The 18,682-nt window shown below is 70.8% G+C and carries 14 protein-coding genes; 7 read left to right on the top strand and 7 right to left on the bottom strand.

The annotated features are described in order from the left end of the window. Window positions 1–58: 58 nt before the first annotated feature. Window positions 59–2,632, bottom strand: coding sequence for an ABC transporter permease (locus OO69_RS31850; protein WP_033284319.1), 2,574 nt, complete (start codon window positions 2,630–2,632; stop codon window positions 59–61). Then, a complete protein-coding gene (locus OO69_RS31845; protein ID WP_033284318.1) occupies window positions 2,629–3,417 on the bottom strand; it encodes an ABC transporter ATP-binding protein in 789 nt (262 codons plus the stop codon). The genes OO69_RS31850 and OO69_RS31845 overlap by 4 nt, the downstream gene beginning before the upstream one ends. A gap of 393 nt (window positions 3,418–3,810) precedes the next feature. Between OO69_RS31845 and OO69_RS31840 the strand changes: the two genes are divergently transcribed. Beyond that, window positions 3,811–5,400, top strand: coding sequence for an MFS transporter (locus tag OO69_RS31840; protein ID WP_420707922.1), 1,590 nt, complete (start codon window positions 3,811–3,813; stop codon window positions 5,398–5,400). Here OO69_RS31840 and OO69_RS31835 read toward each other — a convergent pair. Continuing rightward, window positions 5,387–5,815 (bottom strand): DUF3592 domain-containing protein, encoded by a 429-nt coding sequence (locus OO69_RS31835; RefSeq protein ID WP_033284316.1) that lies wholly within the window; start codon window positions 5,813–5,815, stop codon window positions 5,387–5,389. The genes OO69_RS31840 and OO69_RS31835 overlap by 14 nt on opposite strands. Before the next feature lie 188 nt (window positions 5,816–6,003). Between OO69_RS31835 and OO69_RS31830 the strand changes: the two genes are divergently transcribed. The 4 genes from OO69_RS31830 to OO69_RS31815 all read left to right on the top strand — a co-directional run bounded on the left by OO69_RS31830 (window position 6,004) and on the right by OO69_RS31815 (window position 10,640). Next, entirely contained in the window at window positions 6,004–6,510 is a 507-nt protein-coding gene (locus tag OO69_RS31830; RefSeq protein ID WP_033284315.1) for a DUF485 domain-containing protein, read from the top strand. After that, window positions 6,507–8,201, top strand: a complete 1,695-nt coding sequence (locus tag OO69_RS31825) for a cation acetate symporter (RefSeq protein ID WP_420707921.1) — start codon at window positions 6,507–6,509, stop codon at window positions 8,199–8,201. Before OO69_RS31830 ends, OO69_RS31825 begins: the two co-directional genes overlap by 4 nt. A gap of 127 nt (window positions 8,202–8,328) precedes the next feature. Further along, window positions 8,329–10,044: a PHP domain-containing protein gene (locus OO69_RS31820; RefSeq protein WP_033284314.1), complete on the top strand. Its 1,716-nt coding sequence runs from the start codon at window positions 8,329–8,331 to the stop codon at window positions 10,042–10,044. Further along, window positions 10,041–10,640, top strand: a complete 600-nt coding sequence (locus OO69_RS31815) for a hypothetical protein (RefSeq protein WP_033284313.1) — start codon at window positions 10,041–10,043, stop codon at window positions 10,638–10,640. Before OO69_RS31820 ends, OO69_RS31815 begins: the two co-directional genes overlap by 4 nt. Window positions 10,641–10,768: 128 nt before the next feature. Here the strand turns inward: OO69_RS31815 and OO69_RS31810 are convergent, their stop codons facing one another. The 3 genes from OO69_RS31810 to OO69_RS31795 all read right to left on the bottom strand — a co-directional run bounded on the left by OO69_RS31810 (window position 10,769) and on the right by OO69_RS31795 (window position 15,499). Beyond that, window positions 10,769–11,656 carry a cellulose-binding protein gene (locus OO69_RS31810; protein ID WP_033284312.1) on the bottom strand — a complete coding sequence of 296 codons (888 nt, stop codon included), beginning with the start codon at window positions 11,654–11,656 and terminating at the stop codon, window positions 10,769–10,771. Between the two features lie 178 nt (window positions 11,657–11,834). After that, a complete protein-coding gene (locus tag OO69_RS49590) occupies window positions 11,835–14,489 on the bottom strand; it encodes an SUKH-4 family immunity protein (protein WP_051801318.1) in 2,655 nt (884 codons plus the stop codon). 8 nt (window positions 14,490–14,497) lie between these two features. Then, window positions 14,498–15,499: an SMI1/KNR4 family protein gene (locus OO69_RS31795; RefSeq protein ID WP_078652651.1), complete on the bottom strand. Its 1,002-nt coding sequence runs from the start codon at window positions 15,497–15,499 to the stop codon at window positions 14,498–14,500. A 397-nt stretch (window positions 15,500–15,896) separates the two neighbouring features. Between OO69_RS31795 and OO69_RS31790 the strand changes: the two genes are divergently transcribed. After that, window positions 15,897–16,436: a YwqJ-related putative deaminase gene (locus OO69_RS31790; RefSeq protein WP_033284309.1), complete on the top strand. Its 540-nt coding sequence runs from the start codon at window positions 15,897–15,899 to the stop codon at window positions 16,434–16,436. A gap of 114 nt (window positions 16,437–16,550) precedes the next feature. Next, on the top strand, window positions 16,551–17,051 hold the full coding sequence (locus tag OO69_RS31785; RefSeq protein ID WP_033284308.1) for an SUKH-3 domain-containing protein: 501 nt from the start codon (window positions 16,551–16,553) through the stop codon (window positions 17,049–17,051). Window positions 17,052–17,346: 295 nt separating this feature from the next. Here the strand turns inward: OO69_RS31785 and OO69_RS31780 are convergent, their stop codons facing one another. Then, window positions 17,347–18,669, bottom strand: coding sequence for a sensor histidine kinase (locus OO69_RS31780; RefSeq protein WP_033284307.1), 1,323 nt, complete (start codon window positions 18,667–18,669; stop codon window positions 17,347–17,349). Window positions 18,670–18,682 lie beyond the last annotated feature (13 nt).

Below are 18,682 nucleotides of genomic sequence, written 5' to 3'. Positions count from 1 at the left end.
AAGTCCCCCGTGACTTCTCGGCGCCGGGCCTGCCCCCGTTGGACAGTGGCTCGGTTGGCTACTCCGTGGCGATCGCGTTGAGGACGTTCATCCGCCCCGCCCGGAACGCCGGGATCAAGGCCGCGAACAGGCCCACGAACGCCGACCCGACGAACACCGCGATGATCGTGCCCCAGGGAATCTCCAGGACCTTCAGCCCCTCCAGGGCGAGCAGCTGCTGGGCGGTGGCGCCCCAGCCCATGCCCAACCCCAGGCCAAGCAGCGCTCCGAAGAGGGCGATCACGACCGACTCCATGCGGATCATCCGGCGGAGCTGGCGGCGGGACATGCCGATCGCTCGCATCAGGCCGATCTCCCGGGTCCGCTCGACGACCGACAGGGCCAGCGTGTTCACGACACCCAGGACCGCCACGATGATCGCGAGGGCGAGCAGGCCGTAGACCATGTTCAGAAGCTGGCCGATCTGGTCCTTCAGTTCCTGCTTGTAGTCGGTCTGGTCGCGCACCTGGTACTGCGGGTACGGGGCCATGGCCTTCTTCAGGGACGCGTACGCCTGCTTCTCCTGGCCGTCCTTGGCCTTGGCGAACATGATCTCGTTCGGCGGGACCTTGTTGGCCGGGAGGTACTTCTGCATCGTGGCGATGCTGGTGTACCGCGCGCCCTGGTCGATGGCCACGTCGTCGTCCGTGATCGCGGCGACCTTCAGCTTCGCCGTCTCGCCGCCCTTGAAGGCGACGGAGAGGGTGTCACCAACATGCACTCCGTGCTTCTTGGCGTACTTGGAGCCGACCGACATCGCGTTGGTGCCGTAGGCCGCGGACAGGTCGCCGGCCGTGGTGGCGCGGCGCAGGTCCTGGGCGTAGGACGGGTCGGCGGCGGTGATGCCGTCGGTGTCCTTCTGGCCGTCGGGCGAGGTGAGCGTGGCGTCGATGTCCTTGTAGCGGGTGACGTGGACGAGGTCCGGCGCCTGTTCCATCGCCTTCTCTGCCTGCGGCACGATCCGCTGGTTGCCCTGGACGATGAAGTCGGCGCCGACGGACTTGTCCAGCTCGCTCGTCGCCGAGGCGACCATCGAGGAGCCGACCACCGACAGGCAGGCGACCAGCGCGAGGCCGATCATCAGGGCCGCACCCGTAGCACCCGTACGCCTGGGGTTGCGGAGCGCGTTGCGTTCGGCCAGGCGCCCCACCGGACCGAAGGCCCGCAGCAGGACCACACTGATGACCCGTACGACCCCGTTGGCGAGCAGCGGGCCGATGATCACGAAGCCGATCAACGACAGCACGACACCCGCACCCAGAACCAGTGAACCGTCCGTCGCCTTCTTGGCGGTCGCCGCCGCGAACAGGGCCGCGACACCGGCACCCGTCAGCACCAGGCCGATCAGACCCCGTACCCAGCCCGCCTTGCCGTCGGCCGGTGTACCGGCGTCGCGCAGCGCGGCCATCGGGGAGACCTTGCCGGCCCGGCGGGCCGGGAGGTAGGCGGCGAGGACGGTGACGATCACGCCGAGGAGGAGGCCGAGCACCGGGGTCGTCCACTTCACCGTCAGGTCCCGGGTCGACAGGTCCATGCCCGCCGCGCTCATCAGCTTCATCAGGCCTACGGCGATGCCGACACCGGCGCCGACACCGAGGATGGAGCCGACGATCCCGAGCAGGGTCGCCTCGACCAGCACCGAGCGGTTGACCTGCCCGCGGGAGGAGCCGACCGCCCTCATCAGGCCTATTTCGCGGGTCCGTTGGGCGACCAGCATCGAGAAGGTGTTGATGATCAGGAAGATGCCGACCAGGAACGCGATCCCGGCGAAGCCGAGCATGGCGTACTTGATGACGTTCATGAACTGGCCGACGCCCTTGCGGTTCTCGTCGGCGTTCTCCTTGGCCGTCTGGATCTTGTACGTCCCCGACGACGCGAGGGTCTGTCCCACGTTCTGCTTGAGCTGAGTGTCCGTCACACCGCTCGCGGCGGTGACGCCGATCTGGGTGAACCGGCCGGTGGCACCCAGGAGTTCGCGCTGCGCGGTGGCGGTGTCGAAGTAGACGACGGCCGCACCGGGGTTGGTCACCTTGAAGGTGGCGATGCCGACGATCCGCGCGGTGATGTCACCGGTCTGCGAGATGGTGCGCAGCGAGTCGCCCATCTTCAGGTGGTGCTTGTCGGCGGTGTCGGCGTCGACCATGACCTCGGTCGCGCCGCGCGGGGCGTGGCCGGAGGTGATCTCCATCGAACGCAGGTCGTTCTTCGTCCAGTTGCCCGCGATGGTGGGCGCTCCGGTCGACGAGCCCATGTTCTTGTCGGCGCTGTCGACGACGGTCACGTTCATGGAACTGACGCCGCCCTCAACGGACTTGACGCCCTGGGCCTTCGCCACCCGCGCCAGCGTGGAGGCCGGCAGCGACTCGGGCAGTCCGTTCTGCGGGGTGCTGCCGTCGGCCTTGGCCGCCTTCGGCATGACCGTCACGTCGGACGCGGTGGCCGCGAAGAGCTTGTCGAAGGTCGTGTTCATCGTGTCAGTGAACACCAGCGTGCCGCAGACGAAGGCGACCGACAGCAGGACAGCTATCGCCGAGAGCGCCATCCGCCCTTTGTGCGCGAAGAAGTTGCGCCTGGAGGTCTTCATGACGGTCATGACGTACGCCCCCGCGCGTCGAAGTCCTTCATGCGGTCGAGGACGGTGTCCGCGGTCGGCTTGAACATCTCGTCGACGATCCGGCCGTCCGCGAGGTAGAGGACGCGGTCCGCGTACGACGCGGCCACCGGGTCGTGCGTGACCATCACGATGGTCTGGCCGAGGTCGTCCACGGAGCGGCGCAGGAAGCCCAACACCTCAGCTCCCGCACGGGAGTCGAGGTTTCCGGTCGGCTCGTCACCGAAGATGATCTCGGGCCGGGCCGCCAACGCCCGTGCCACGGCGACGCGTTGCTGCTGACCGCCGGAGAGCTGGTTGGGCCGGTGCTTGAGCCGGCTGGAGAGTCCGACGGTCTCAACCACCTGCGCGAGCCAGCCCTTGTCGGGCTTGCGGCCGGCTATGTCCATCGGGAGGGTGATGTTCTCCAGCGCGTTCAGCGTCGGCAGCAGGTTGTAGGCCTGGAAGATGAACCCGATCCGGTCCCGGCGGAGTTGGGTGAGCTTCTTGTCCTTGAGGCCGGTGATCTCGGTCTCGTCCAGGTAGATCTGCCCGGAGGTCACGGTGTCGAGCCCGGCGAGGCAGTGCATGAGCGTGGACTTGCCGGACCCCGAGGGGCCCATGATCGCGGTGAACTGGCCGCGGGCGATGTCCACGTCGACATGGTCGAGGGCGACGACGCGGGTCTCCCCGGCCCCGTACGCCTTGACGACCTGCCGCGCTCGCGCGGCAACGGCCGTACGCCCTCCAGTGCCCCCGTGCCTGGGAATGGTCACAGCCGATGTCACGGTATGTCTCCTAAGTCGGTCGGCAGCAGAGCGTGCCGGTGCCCGGTCGATGCGGTTCAACTGGTTACGTCAACTGGTGACGACGATGAGTCTGGCGGCGGGAGGGGGTCCGGCGCGCTGGTGCTCAGCGCAGTCTTTCCCGGGGGAAAACCCCACCCTCCTGGGTTCGGCCTGCCGCCCCCCAGCGGCATAAAGCCAGGTTAAGGACGGCTCCCCGCCCTTCTCCTCCTCCGCCGGTACGAACCCTCCCCGGGTCGTAGTACGGAGAGACCCTTAGGGGCTCTCCACCGCCGGGTGGAGTCGATCTCGGGGTTCGGTCCACCCAGTGACACCGCCGGCTTCCGCCCTGCCGCAACGTGAGGGTCAAGTGGGAAGCTGGTGCCCGGCAGATAGATGCAAGGGGAAAGGATTCCTGTGGACCAGGGGGACAGGGACAGCGACACCGAGATACGAACCGAGGCGGCCGAGCAGCCCACGCAGACACCTCCCGGGCAACCGCCGACGCCTCCCGAGCAACCCGCACCGGCCCCTCCCGACCGCCGCAAGCGCGCGGTCGTCGCCGCCCTCATGCTGGCGATGGCCCTGGCCGCCCTCGACTCCACCATCGTCTCGACCGCCGTCCCGCAGATCGTCGGAGACCTCGGCGGCTTCTCCGTCTTCTCCTGGCTCTTCTCCGGCTATCTGCTGGCCGTGACGGTCACCCTCCCCGTCTACGGCAAGCTCTCCGACACCTTCGGCCGCAAGCCGGTGCTGATCGTCGGGGCGGCGGTGTTCCTCGCCGGTTCGCTGCTGTGCGCGGTGGCCTGGAACATGGGCGCGCTGATCGCGTTCCGGGTCGTACAGGGCCTGGGCGGTGGCGCGTTGCAGGGTACGGTCCAGACACTCGCCGCCGACCTGTACCCGCTGAAGGAACGCCCGAAGATCCAGTCGAAGCTGTCCACGGTGTGGGCGGTGTCCGCGGTCGCGGGCCCGGGCGTGGGCGGGCTGCTCGCCGCGTACGCCGGCTGGCGCTGGATCTTCCTCGTCAACCTCCCTGTCGGAGCAGTGGCGTTGTGGCTGATCGTCCGCCACCTCCACGAACCGGAACGCACCCGCACCTCCCGCCCCCGCATCGACTGGGCGGGCGCGCTGGCCGTGTTCGCGTGCGGAGGCGTGCTGATCACCGCGCTGGTGCAGGGCGGCGTCGCGTGGGACTGGCTGTCAGCACCTTCAATTGCCTTGTTCGCTACGGGACTTGGGCTCGCCGGAGTGGTCGTCGCGATCGAACGCCGGGCGGCCGAGCCCATCATCCCCGGATGGGTGTGGCGGCGCCGTACGATCGCGGCCGTCAACTTGGCCCTGGGCGCACTGGGGTTGCTCATGGTCGCGCCGAGTGTGTTCCTGCCGACGTACGCGCAGTCGGTGCTCGGGCTCGCACCCGTGGCGGCCGGATTCGTGCTGTCCGTCTGGACGTTGAGCTGGCCGGTGTCGGCCGCGCTGAGCCAGCACGTGTACCGGCGGATCGGGTTCCGCAACACGGCGATGCTCGGGATCGGGACGGCGACGCTGATCCTGTTCGCGTTCCCGTTCCTGCCGTATCCGGGCGCGGCCTGGCAGCCGATGGTGCTGATGCTGCTGCTCGGCGCGGCCCTCGGGCTCTTCCAACTCCCGCTGATCGTAGGGGTGCAGTCGACGGTCGGATGGGAGGAGCGGGGCGTGACGACCGCGTCCGTCCTGTTCTGCCGCCAGACCGGCCAGACGATCGGCGCGTCCGTCTTCGGGGCGGTCGCCAACGGGGTGCTGGCCTCCCGCCTCGGCGGCGCGAGCGACCTGGACTCGGTCACGCGGGGCCTCGACGGAGGCGCGGTCCCCGAGGCGACCCGGCGCGCGATCGCGGACGCGGTGCACGCGGTGTACATCGGCGCGGGGTGCGCGGCGGCGGTGGCCTTCCTGGTGCTGCTGTTCCTGGCGCCTCGGCGGTTTCCGGTACTCAAGGAGCAGTGAAGACCTGCGCGACGAGAACGAACACGGCGCAGCCGAACAACAGGAGCACGGTGACGCAGGCCTTGGCCAAGCCGTCGCCCCGGTAGCCGTGGAGTTCGATCCGCTCGGGCTTGAGGGGGTCGTAGACCACCCTGACCTTGTCGTCGGGAAAGGCTCCCGGCCCCGGCGGATACGTCTTGTAGTGAGGTGATTCGGCCACCACCCGGTCGTGGCCGGGAGGGGTGAAGGCCACTACGGGATAGAAGCGGGCGCCGTCCTCCCCGTCGTCGTCCTCCCGCACCCGGAGCACGTCCGCCTCGATCCACTCCCCCCGCGTGGCCAGCCGGAACTTCCGCCACGCGACGAGCCCCTCCCCGATCCCGATCGCCACCAGGACGAGCACGAAGACGCCGCAGAGCCCCCACTCCCACCACATGCGGCCGGAGCTTACACAGTCAACTCGAATAACACCCGAGGTCAGCGGGTGTTGACGACGGCGCCTACCGACCGCGCAGTTCGGCGAAAACCACCCACATCCCCCAACCGGCGAGTAACGTGCGTGGCTCGCGCCGCCCACTCCCTGCGGTCCGCCGCCACGGACCCGAGCCACGCAAGGAGCACGGGATGTCCTACGACCCGTACCCTCCGCATGATTCGCACCGCCCGGATGATGTGCATTCGTCACCCGACCCGTACACCCCGTACGACCCCGAGACCGCCAACTACACCCCGTACGACCACGCACCGCCCCCGCCCACCGTCACCTACCCCTGGCAGCCACCCCCGCCGCCACCCGAGCGCCGCCGCCTGCCCCGTCGCCCCGCGCTCGGCAACCACAGCGATCTGCGCATCCTGCGCGGCGCGTACCGGCGGCAGCGCCGGGTGGCGACCAGCGCCGCGCTCGGCTACTTCTGTCTCTTCCTCGGGCTCTCCGCGTTCGCGCCCGCGCTGATGACGAGCACCGCCACCGACGGCGTGCCCACCGGGCTGCTGCTCGCGCTGGCCCAACTGCCCGTCACTTGGCTGGCGATAGCGCTCTACGAACGCACGGCCCGCCGCCGCGTCGACCCCCTCGCGGACCGCTTCCGCAGACAGGCCGAACTGGACGCGAGACGGGAGGCGGCACGATGACCGGAACGACCGCGATGACGACCGTGACGGCGATGACCGGCCTCAGGGACTCCTCGCAGACGATGTCGCTGGTCGCCTTCTCCACCGTCGCGACGATCACCCTCCTGCTCTGTGTGATGACAGGCCCCGACCGCGACGACCTCGACGAGTTCTACACGGGCTACGGCTCCCTCTCCCCGCTCCGCAACGGCCTTGCCATAGCCGGTGACTACATCTCCGCGGCGAGCGTGCTGGGCACGGGCGGGGTGATCGCCCTGTACGGCTACGACGGGGTGGTGCTCGCGCTGAGCACGGCCCTGTCGCTGATGCTGCTGATGTTCCTGCTGGCCGAACCGCTGCGCAACGCGGGCCGGTTCACGATGGGCGACGCGCTCGCGCGCCGGATGCCGGGGCGTCCCGTACGGATCGTCGCCTGCGCGGTGACGATCATCGCGCTGCTGCCGCTGATGCTGGTCCAACTCGCGGGCGCGGGGCAACTGTTGGCGTTCATCCTCGGCTTCTCCAGCGACTTCCTGCAGACCGGCTGCATCATCGGCCTGGGCGCGCTGATGATCAGCTACGCGGCGATCGGCGGCATGAAGGGCACCGCCCTCATCCAGATCCTGAAGATCGTGATGCTGCTCGGCTCGGGAGCCGTGATCGCCGTACTCCTGCTGAACCGTTTCCACTGGGACCTGGGCACGTTCTTCGACACGGCGGCGGAGCGCAGCGGCGCCGGACCGGCCTTTCTGCACTCGGGACTTCAGTTCGCGGGCGGCCCAAGTCCCCGGCTGGACATGATCAGTTCAGAGCTGACGGTGGTGATCGGCGGCGCCTGTCTGCCGCACATCACGATGCGCATGTACACCGCGTCGAGCGCCCGGCAGGTGCGGCGGTCGATGTCGTGGGCGGTGTCGGGCGTGGCCCTGTTCGTGGTGATCGTGACGGTCGTCGGCTTCGGCGCCACCGCACTGCTCGGCCGGGCGGCGATCGCGCGGGCCGACCCGCAGGGCAACACGGCCTATCTCCTGGGCTCACGGGCGGTGTTCGGGACGGGCCTGTCGACGACGGAGACCCTCCTCTTCACCACCGTCACCACGGCGATCTTCCTCACCCTGCTCGCCTCGGTCGCCGGGATGATCCTCGCCTGCGCCAACTCCCTTGCCCACGACGTCTTCGCGACCCGCGTCCAGGAGATGCCGGTGCGCCGCGAGATGACACTGGCCCGCTACTCGGCGCTGGCGGTGGGCGTTCCGGCGATCGTGCTCGCGACGCTGATCCAGCACCGGGGCCTGCAACCCCTGGTCACCCTGTCCTTCTGCCTGGGCGCCTCGGCGATAGCGCCCGCCCTCGTCTACAGCCTCTTCTGGCGCCGCTACACCCGAACAGGCCTGCTCAGCACGCTGGTTGGCGGCACGCTCGCGGTCCTCCTCCTGATGCCGGGCACCAACCTGGTCTCCGGCTCGCCCACCGCCGCCTTCCCCAACGCCGACTTCAACTGGTTCCCGTTCACCACGACGGGCCTCGTCACGATCCCCCTCGGCTTCGCCTGCGGCTGGCTGGGCACGGTCGCCTCGGGCCGCCGCGAGGAGGAGGAACAGCGGCGGCGGTACGACGCGATGGAGGGCTGGATCCTGGCGGGCGCGGTACGGAGAGACAGCGGCCAGACACCCGGAGAGACACCGCATGACCGACGCAAAAGCACCGCATGACCGGTGTTGTAGCCGTGCATGACTCGTTCTTTGCCACACCACCGCCTCGACTCCCGCTGTTCACCGCTCCTTTCCAGACTCTGCACGTCCGAGCGTGAAGGTCCCCCTGCATCAGCGGGAGTTGAGCATGAGCCACGGCCACAGTCACGGCGACCACGATCACCACCACCATCACCACCACGGAGACGGCGACGGTACGTCGCTGCCGCCCGCCCTCGACACGTCCGTACCGGACGCCGAGTTGACGCCCAGTCAGCTCTCGCGCAGAGGCATGCTGCGCCGAACGGGCCTGCTGGGCGCGGGACTTGCGGCGGGCAGCGTGCTCGCCGGCGCGGGGGAGGCAGCCGCGTCGGTGCAGCAGGCGACCCAGCAGGCGTCGCAGAAGTCGCGCGGCGGTGGCTACTTGTGGCTGGCCGGCGACCACCACATCCACACCCAGTACAGCAGCGACGCCAAGTACCGGGTCATCGACCACGTACGCCAGGCGAACGCGCACGGCCTGGACTGGATGGTCATCACCGACCACGGCAGCGTCGCGCACGCCAAGATCGGCGTGGAGAAGGTCAATCCGGACATCGTCGACGCCCGTGACCAGACCGACGACACCCTCGTCTTCCAGGGCCTGGAGTGGAACATCCCGGGCGCCGAGCACGGCACGGTGTTCGTGCACCCCGGCTCCAACGAGGTAGCCGTACTCAAGGAGTTCGAGAACTCCTTCGACGGCAGCGTGAAGAACGCGAGCGGCAACTCGCCCGCCAACGAGGCCCTCGCCATCGCCGGCGTCAACTTCCTCGCCGACCAGGTCCGCCGCCGCAAGGTCAAGGACGCCCTGTTCCTCGCCAACCACCCGGCGCGCAAGGGCATCGACTCCCCGCACGAGATCCGCGGCTGGCGCGACGCGCAGCCCTCGATCGCGGTCGGCATGGAGGGCGCCCCCGGCCACCAGGCGGGCGGCATCCCCAAGCCGAACGGCCCCGGCGGCGGCCGCGGCATCTACGACGGCAGCCCGAGCGCGGACTCGTTCCCCGGTTACCCGCTGGAGAGTTACCGCACCTGGGGCGGCTTCGACTGGATGACCTCGACGGTCGGCGGCCTCTGGGACAGCCTCCTCGCCGAGGGCAAGCCGTGGTGGATCACCGCCAACTCCGACTCCCACAACGTCTACGCGGACACGGCGGTACGCGGCCCGGGCGGCGACTTCAACGCCAACGGCCGCTACGAGGACCCGGTTTACGGCACCGGCATCAGCCTCACCGACACGGACTTCTGGCCCGGCCAGTACTCCCGCACGCACGTAGGCGCGGCCTCCTTCTCGTACAAGGCGGTCATGGACGGCATCCGCGCGGGCCGCGTCTGGGTCGACCACGGCGGCCTGATCAGCGGCCTCGACGCCCGTCTGTCCTACGGCGGCCGCGAGGTCACCCTCGGCGGCGCGCTCCACGTCCGCCGAGGCGCGCAGGTGGACCTGACCATCAAAATCAGCCTCGCGAACGGCCCCAACTGGGCCCAGTTCCAGCCCAAGTTGGCCCGAGTCGACGTCATCCAGGGCGATGTCACCGGCCCGGTCGCGGACAAGGACACCTTCGCCACCCCGAAGACAAAGGTCGTCAAGTCCTTCGAGGTCGACAAGGCCAACGGCACCGTCCGCCTCACGTACTCCCTCGGCCGCCTCGACAAGCCGGTCTACGTCCGCCTCCGCGGCACCGACGGCAACCGCACCGCCGTAGGCATCAACGGCCCGTCCGTAGACCCCGTAGGCCCGGCGATGGACGTCCTCGGTGACGCCGACCCGTGGAAGGACCTCTGGTTCTACTCCAACCCGATGTGGGTCCTCCCCGCATGACCACCCCCTACGACCCGTCCGGCGTCCACCCCGTCATCGGGGTGGACGCCGGCACGACCACGCTCCGCGAGGCGGACCACCTGATCCGCGACCTGGCGACCACGCTCGGCCTTCCGCCCGGGACGGTCGCCTGCACCCACCTGATCCGGACGGACACGAGGAGAGGGACGGCGGTTTCGTTCGCCCTGCCGGAGGGAGACGAGTCGGCGGAGGAGATCTGGCGCCGGCTCACGGGGACGGAGATGAGCGCGGCCCTGGACGACCGCAGACACGGCCCCGCCGAGGCGGCCGCCCTGGCCGCGGCCGAACACACCGCCCGCCGGTCCGGCCGGGCGGTGCTCTACGACGGCGTAGACCGCCTGACCGGAACAGTCACCGTGGCCGACCTGCTGGAGTCAACGGCGATCGACCAACTGGCCGTCGTAGGCGCCCCGTTGACGACCCCGGACCCCACCACCTCGATCCTCACCCAGGACCACGTACGCCCCGAGTGGCGCGAGGGCCACCTGGTCCTGGCCCTGGTCCCGGCGGCAGGCAACACCCTGGCCCCCTTCGAGGTCCCCAACCCGACACCGTGCTGCGCGGATCACCCGTGACTTAAACCGCCGACCAACCCCGACCTACCTAGGGGCGCGGGGCTGTGTTCAATTTGCGGCTACCGCCGCGTGGGCGCGACCAGCCCCCACCGGGCCCGCACACAACCACAACCGCGCCCCAGTTCACATCACTCCGCCGCAGCCCGCCCAGTAAGCGCCGTCAAACTACTCCGCACATGATCCATATGCGCCTGCACGTCATCCCACGTCTCCCCATGCTCGCGCAGCACCCGCTCCGTATCCCGAGCAACCCGCTCCGCCCGCACCCGAGCCTCCGCCACCACCTCGGCCGCCCGCGAGGCCGCCTCCTCCTGCCGCCGCCGATCCGACAACTCCGCCTCGGCGAAAGCCTGTTGAGCCTCCCCCAACGCAGCCTCCGCAAGAGCGACCCGCTCGGCGTACTCCGCATCCAGAGCAGCCACCCGAGACGACGCCTCCCGCTCAGCCACCGCCCACCGCTCCTCGTGCTCCTTGGCCTGCTCCCCCAACATCCCGGCGGTACGCTGCCGCACCTCACGCAACGCGGAAAGCGCCTCGGTACGCCCCTCCTTCACCTCCCGCCGAGCCCCGATCCGAATGTCGTCGGCCTCGGCACGAGCAGCGAGGAGCCGCTGCCGAGCCCGTTCCTCCACCTCCGCACGCAGCGCGTCGGCGTACTCCCGCGCAGCCTGAAGCACACCCGAGGCGCGCGCCTCGGCCTGAGCGACCTCGTCCTCCGCCGCACGCCGCGCGGACTCCCGTAGAGCCGCGGCCTCCTCCACCCCCAACTGGAACAGCCGCTGAGCCCGCTCCCCCAGCGCCTCGTACGTCTGCGGAGCCAGCCGGGAAACGGCACCCCGCATCCGCTCGGCCTCCGCCTCCATGTCCTTGGCGAGCACGGTCAGCCGCGCGGCCCGCTCCCACGCCACGTCCCGGTACTGCGAGATCGCCGCCGCGTACGCGTCGACCTGGTCGGGGCGGTAGCCGCGCCCCCGTACGGCCACGAAGCCACGTGGTGACACCGTTGCGCTGCTCATCCTGGAACCCCTCTCCATCCGACGGACACGACATGATGATTTGCCGCATATCTTGATGGATCGGGCGTAAGTGTTCATAACGCGACACTCCGCAGACAGGTCACGGGCATCAGGCAACACAAAAGGGCCGGACCCGATCACACACCCGGGTCCGGCCCTTTCCTTCAGAAACCGACGACTACAACAACCCGTCCCACATCTGCTCCAGCAACACCGACCACCAGCTCTCCGGCGACCCCAGCGCCGCCGGATCCAGCGAAGCGAGCTGCGCCTGGAAGTCGACGGTCCAGCGGCCCGCCTGCTCCTGGTTCAGCCCGTACCGCAGTCGCCACATCCGCCCAAGCAGCGCCAGACAGCGCGCGAACTCGGGCAGCCCCGTGTTCACGAACTGCGGCGGTACGGGCGCACCGCCCGGCCCCGCCTCCACCGGCACCGCGACGATGTTCGCCGTGCCGTACTGGACGCAGATCGCGCGGCCGAAGTCGCTGCCCATGACGAGGTACGAGCCCGCGTCGGCGGACGGCCGCACCCCGCGCTCCTGCGCGAGTTCGGCCAACGTCGGTACGGGGCGCCCGGGTTGGGCCTGTGCCCAGAAGAACGGGCCCATGTCCATCGGCAGCCCCGCCGCGACCAGCGTGTGCGCGACGACCGGCGGTACGCCCTGCCGGGACACCGCCGCCTGCTCGAACCGGAACACGCCCGGCCCGAACGCGCCCGCCAATTCCTGCGCGATCGCCTCCGGCGGGATCGGCGGCGTCGGCTGCACCGGCGGCAACGGCGCCCGCACCGGGGCGAGTCGGGCCGGTCCGTCGGCGACCTGGTGCAACTCGCCCTGGTGGGCGAGGAGTTCGCGCATCCCCTGCTGCCGGCTCGCGTGATCCGTGCCGTACGGCGCGATGCTCGCGATGCGGGCCTGCGGCCACTGTTCGCGGATCATCCGCGCGCAGTACGCGCCCGGCAGTTCGCAGGACTCCAACTCCGTGTGCAGTTCGAGTACTTGGTCCGGCGGGATGTTCATGCCGCGCAGCTCGTGGAAGATCTGCCACTCCGGGTGCGGCGTCCCCGGCGCGGACCGCCGGATCAGCTGCTGCTCGGACCCGTCGGGCGCGCGGTACCGCAACACGGCCTGGTAGCCGGGTCCTACGGTCGGCTGCCCCTGCTGCGGATAGCCGTACGCGGGCTGCTGCTGCCCGGGGAACGGCTGCCCCGGCGCGGGCATCGGAGGCATGCCCTGACCGGGCATGGGCTGCCCCGGAGGCGGCATGGCACCCGGCGGCATCGCACCGGGAGGCATCGCGCCCGGCGGCATCGGCTGCTGCGGCGGAGCCCCCGGCGGCATACCGGGTGCCCCCAACGCACCGGGCGCGCCCGGGAATTGCGGCGGCGGAGGCACCCCGGGCCCACCCGCCGGAGGCCCGGCGAGCATGGTCTGCGCGTGATGCACGGCACCGTGAGCACCGCCCTGCGAACCGGGGTTGCCGGGGGCGTTCGGCGGCTGAGGCACGCCGGGAGAACCAGGAGCACCGGGCGGCTTGGGCGCCCCCGGAACCCCAGGCCCACCCTGCCCCGGATCGGCAAGCATGGTCGCGGCATGGTGCACCCCACCCGGAGGCGTACCCCCGGGCGTGCCCGGAGCACCGGGCACACCGGGCGGCTGCGGCGCACCCGGGCCCTCCGGACCGAGCCCCGAAACCATCTGCGTCGCCACATACCCACCGGGCGGCGGCGGAGAGGACGGCGGCGGAGGCGACGCAGGCGCACCGCCCGTCCGTGCCCCCGGCGTCCCGGGCGCCCCCGGCGGAGGAGGCGTGGTCGACCCACCGCCCCGGCGCGGCGGAGGCGCCGCCTTGCTGGTCGCGGCGTCGGCGATGTCCCCGGCGTTGGGCGCGAGCGCCCGCCCCGGCACCCCGGGCCCACCAGGCGGCTGAGGCACGTTACCGGCCCCTTGCGGGTAGCCGTACGAAGGCGGAGCCGGCTGGGGCGCACCCTGCGGATACCCGTACGACGGAGGCGTGTTGCCCTGCGGCGCACCACCGGGCCCCTGCGAACTCCCCACCCCACCACCGGAGTTGGAATCAGAGCCGGAGCCGGAGCGGGAGTCGTCCAGCGCCGGAGACGTTGCCGTGCGCGGGAGTTGACTCCCCCCGGAGATCAGCGCGGTCTTGGCGTCGGACGGGGTGTTGTCCTCGGGCTCGCTCAGCGGCGGCGCGAAGACGGTCGCGGGCAGCGGTACCGAACGGTCCTCGCCGGCATCCGCGTTGGTGTCGGTCCCCGCCCAGGGAGTCGCCCCGGCAGGCACGGCGGGCGCGTCGTCCGGCACCCCGGACCCACCGGCGTCCGGCCACGCCGAAGCGGCCGGCACCCCGGCCTGAGTCTCCGGAAGCGCACGCCCCGCCCCAACACCCGCCCCCGCAGCGGGAGTCGAAGCAGAACCCGCCTCCGCCCGCCGATCCGGAATCCCCAGCTTGTCCGCCGCCTCCTGCAGCCACTCCGGCGGACTCAACAGGAACGAGGTCTGGTTGAGGTCCACCCGGGCGGCCGGAGCCGCCGGTACGGCGTCGGCGACCTCGTCGGCGCGGCCGTACTCCTCCTCGTAGCGGCGGACGACCTCACCCACCGGCAGCGAGGGCCACAGCGTGGCCTCGCCGCTGTCGCGGGCGAGCACCATCCGCTGCGCGCCGCCGTCCGAACGCGGTCCGTCGGCGCGGTCCTCGGCCCAGATCACGAAGCCGAGGTCGAACTCCCGCACCCGCACCTCGCGATGCTGGTACGACGGCACATCGCCGTTGATCCACTCCTCGGCGCGCTCCTGCGCCTGCGCGAAGGTCACCATCGTCCAGCTCACTCCCCCACCGCAGGCGCCGCGGACGACACCGGAACGGACTGGGCGAACCCGCCGTCCACCATCAGATTCGCCACCGTCTCCAACTCCGGGGGATTTCCCGCGAGTCGGGCGAGGAACTGGTCGAAGTCGTCACCGGCACGCAGCAACAACCGCTCGACGCGGTCGGCCGGAGCCTGGGACGGGTCGACGTCGCGGGCGTCGTCGTAGGCGCAGAACCAGACCGAACCGATCGCCTGCCCCTTCACCTTCACCGCGAGCAGGCCGCCCTGGACGAAGCCGACGGCCAGGTAGTCCTTGGTGAGATGGTCGCGCAGGCATTTGTTGACGTACACGAGGTCGTTGACGGCGGCCTCGTCGCGGACCGTGAAGAACGGCTGGTCGATCAGCAGCCCCAACTCGGCGTCCAGGGCGGTGCCGACGGGCGCGGAGCCCCCGGCCGCCTTGAGGAACGAGCGGTAGGCGCCCGGGAGCCGGTAGCCGAGGTCCTCCTCGACGCCCTGCACCTGCGCCTCGGTCACCGCGACCGTCGACTTCGGCAGGCCGAAGTGCGCGGGGCGGGTCTCCTGGAGCGGGCGGGTGCCGCGCTTGGCGTGGTCGACGGCGGCCGTGGCGATCCCGCCGTGGTGGCGCAGCAGCGCCTTCACGTCGACGGGGACGAGTTCGAGGCGCCGGGTGCCGACCACGTGGTGCCAGGTCCAGCCGTGCGGGGTGGCCACCGCGGGCACGGTGTCCCACAGCTCATGACCGGTCGCGGCGAGGGCCGCGTTCGCCGACACGTAGTCCGTGAGGCGCAGTTCGTCGACGCCGAAGCCCTCCGGGGGCTCCGCGATCTCGGCCGCGGCGCGCGCGTACGGCGAGAAGTCGGGATAGCCGTGCTCGTCCATCCGCACCCCTCGCGGGTGACGGGCCGCCCGGACCGGGTCCGGGAAGTGCACGACCTGCCCGGCGTAGGCCGCGTTCGGTGGCGCGGCTCGCTGCCCGAGCCGACCTGTCGTCATGGCGGTTGCCCCCTGCGGCATTCAGTACGATTCACAGCAGGCCGAATATCCAACTCGCCCCACTACGCCCCGTATCGACTGTCTCGTCTTCTTCTTGTTCTTCTTGACGTCTGCGTTCGACCGTCTCCCCGCGTGTCTCCACGCGTCGACCGCGTGGATCGCGGTGCGGACAGCCTATGCGGTACGGCGACACCGGTCACCGGCAGCGGTCGGCCGCACCCGCTCACCGCACTCCTCACCGAACGCACCGCACCCGTCACCGAACCCTCACTTCCGTGACCTGCCGTCACCCCGTCGTGACAGCCCGCCGAAGCCCTGGCGTGTCGCACCGCCCCAGCTACCGCACCAGCCACGGCATTTGGCACTCTGTGACCCGCCGGGGGATGCTCGGGAGGGGATGACGATCATGAACGCGACGCAGACGGGACCGCACACCGGGGCGCAGACCGGGCCTTCCGGCGACCCCAGGGTCGGCTGGAGCGCCACCGAGAGACGGCAGGCACCGACCCTCAGCCACCGCCGTGACGGCATACTCCCGACCGTCGCCGCCGCCCTCTCCGTGCGCGGCGCCACCACCCTCACCGGCACCGCGGCCCGCGGCGACCAGCCACCCGCGCTGCACCCGCTGGTGCAGGACTTCCTGGACACCCTCACCAGCGCCCAGCGCGACCGCTTCACCGGCCGCTGCGCCGAGGCGATCCTGATCTCCCGCCACATCACCGCCGCCGACGAGGCCCGCAGCAAGCGCGCCGCCCGCAAGCCGATGACCAACGGCGAGGCCCGCAAAACCCTCAAACAGGCCAAGCTCACCGCCCGCCGCATCCGCGAGGACGGCGACCCCCTGCACGGCAGCTTCGCGCCCCCCTGCCAGGCCTGCACAGCCCTCAGCGCCCACTTCGGCGTAAGAGTCGTCGACCCCACGACGGAAACGGGCTGACCCCACCCCCGTAAACACCAAAGACCTTCACCACCACCGCACCACCGGCACCACAGCCCTACAGCTCTACAGCTCTACAGCTCCACCGTCCCTGACGCCGACGATCGAAGGCAGATGCAAGCCGACCGCGACCGCCACTACTCCACGCGCTTCTCCGTACCCGTGGACGCAGCCCTGCGCGACGCCGGCTGGCAGCCCGGCCGCTGGGACATAAAGCAGGCCGAGATCTGGGCGGACACCCTGCGCGACCACACCTCGCCCGCGGGCCACCAGCACGCCGTGTTCCCGGCGGCGGTGGAGGCCTGGGCCGAGTTCGGCGGCCTGCGCATCACACCCTCCGGCCCCGGCCGCCAGATCTCCCCCGTCGCACTCCACCTGGACCCCCTGCACGGCCTCCACATGGCCCGCACCCTCGGCGACCTGGGCCGAGCCCTGGACACCGACGTCAGCCCCCTGGGCGAGGAACCGGACACCCAGTCCCTCCTGGCCATCGACTCCGAGGGCCGCGTCTACGCCCTGGACCACACCGGCGACTGGTACCTCGGCCCCGACATCGACCAGGCCCTGGCGTCCCTGATCTCAGGCATAGAGCCGGTACGCCTGACGGCGGGCTGACCTGAGCCAAGCGGCCGGCAAGCCGCGTACGGCGGTAAGGCGTCGTGTCGGGGGGTGTCCGCCCGCAGCGGTCGGCGCTCACACCGCCGCACTCTTGAGGAACCTTGCCGCGCCGATCCGAGGACGGAGACCCCCCGGCGCGGCGCCGACCCCAAACGAACCGCGGGCAAACCACGACGCACCGGCACCCACCCACGAAGCCGCACCCCTCACAACCTAGGGGCGCGGGGCTGTGACATTTGCGGCTACCGCCGCGTGGGCGCGACCAGCCCCCACCGGACCCGCACCCGACAACTCAAGCCGCCGGAATAACCGCCGACACCCGAAACCCACCCGCATCCGTAGGCCCCGAAACAAACACCCCGCCCAGCGCGAGCACCCGCTCCCGCATCCCCACCAGCCCGTTCCCCCCAGAGGGCAACCGCGCAGCCGACGCAGACGCCAACTCCGGCGGCGGCTCGTTCTCGACCTGCATCGCGATCTCCGACACCCGGTGCGCGAGCCGCACATGCGTCTTCGCCCCCGCCGCGTGCTTGTGGACGTTCGTCAACGCCTCCTGCACCACCCGGTACGCGGTCTGCTCGATCTCCGCCGCGTACGACCGCGTCTCCCCCTCCACCGAGAGATCCACGGCCATCCCGGCCGCCGCCGACTGCCCGAGCAACTCGTCCACGTCCGACAGACAGGGCCCGTCCCCCGCACCCTCGTCCTCCACGGCCCGAGAAGCCGCAGCCGCAGCCGCCGCGGCAACCCCCACCGCGACCAGCGGCACGGCCGCCCGCTCGCGCGCGTCCCGGCTGTCACCGCTCCTCAACACCCCGAGCATCTCCCGCAGTTCGGTGAGAGCCTGCCGCCCCATGTCCCCCACGAGCGCCGCGTTCTTGACGGCCTTCTCGGGATCCTTCCGGGCAACGGCCTGCAGCGCCGCCGCATGCACGACCATCAGACTCACCCGATGCGCGACGACGTCGTGCATCTCCCGCGCGATCCGGGTCCGCTCCTCACCCCGCGCCCACTCGGCACGCTCCTCGGCACGTTCCGCCAGGAGCTGAAGCTCCCGCTCCAGGCTGTCAGCGCGCTCCCGGAGACTCTCCATCAACCGCCGCCTCGCACCCACGTACAGCCCGAGCAGCACGGGCGGCGCGGTCATCCCGACCGCCGTGGTGATGGAGGCGAACGGAACGAACCAGTCCCCCAGTTCCCACGTCCCCCGCTGCATGTCCTGCCGTACCCGCACGAACATGACGATCAGCATCCCGAGGAAGGACATCCCGGCGAGCGATCCGATGATCCGGCGCGGCAACTCGGAGGCAGCCAGGGTGTACAGCCCCACGATGCCCATCAGGTAACCCATCTGGGCCGGGGTGATGGCGATGGACACCAGCACGACCGCGATGGGCCACTTCCGCCGGACGATCAGCGCCGACCCGGCCAGCACCCCGAAGACGACCCCCACCGCGGCCGGGATCCCCGCGTCGTGCGCGAACCGGACCCCCTCCGCCCCGCACTCCGCGGCGGACCCCACCGCGAGCCCCGTGTCCAGCACCGCACTGCGCCACCTGGTCCACCACCCCGGCCCTCCCCGGGCCGCGGCATGGTCTTCCCCCGTCGTGGTCATGCCTCCAGCCTAC

It is taken from the genome of Streptomyces sp. NRRL F-525, assembly GCF_000716605.1.
Lineage (GTDB): Bacteria > Actinomycetota > Actinomycetes > Streptomycetales > Streptomycetaceae > Streptomyces.
This window is presented reverse-complemented; position numbering and strand designations above follow the sequence as displayed.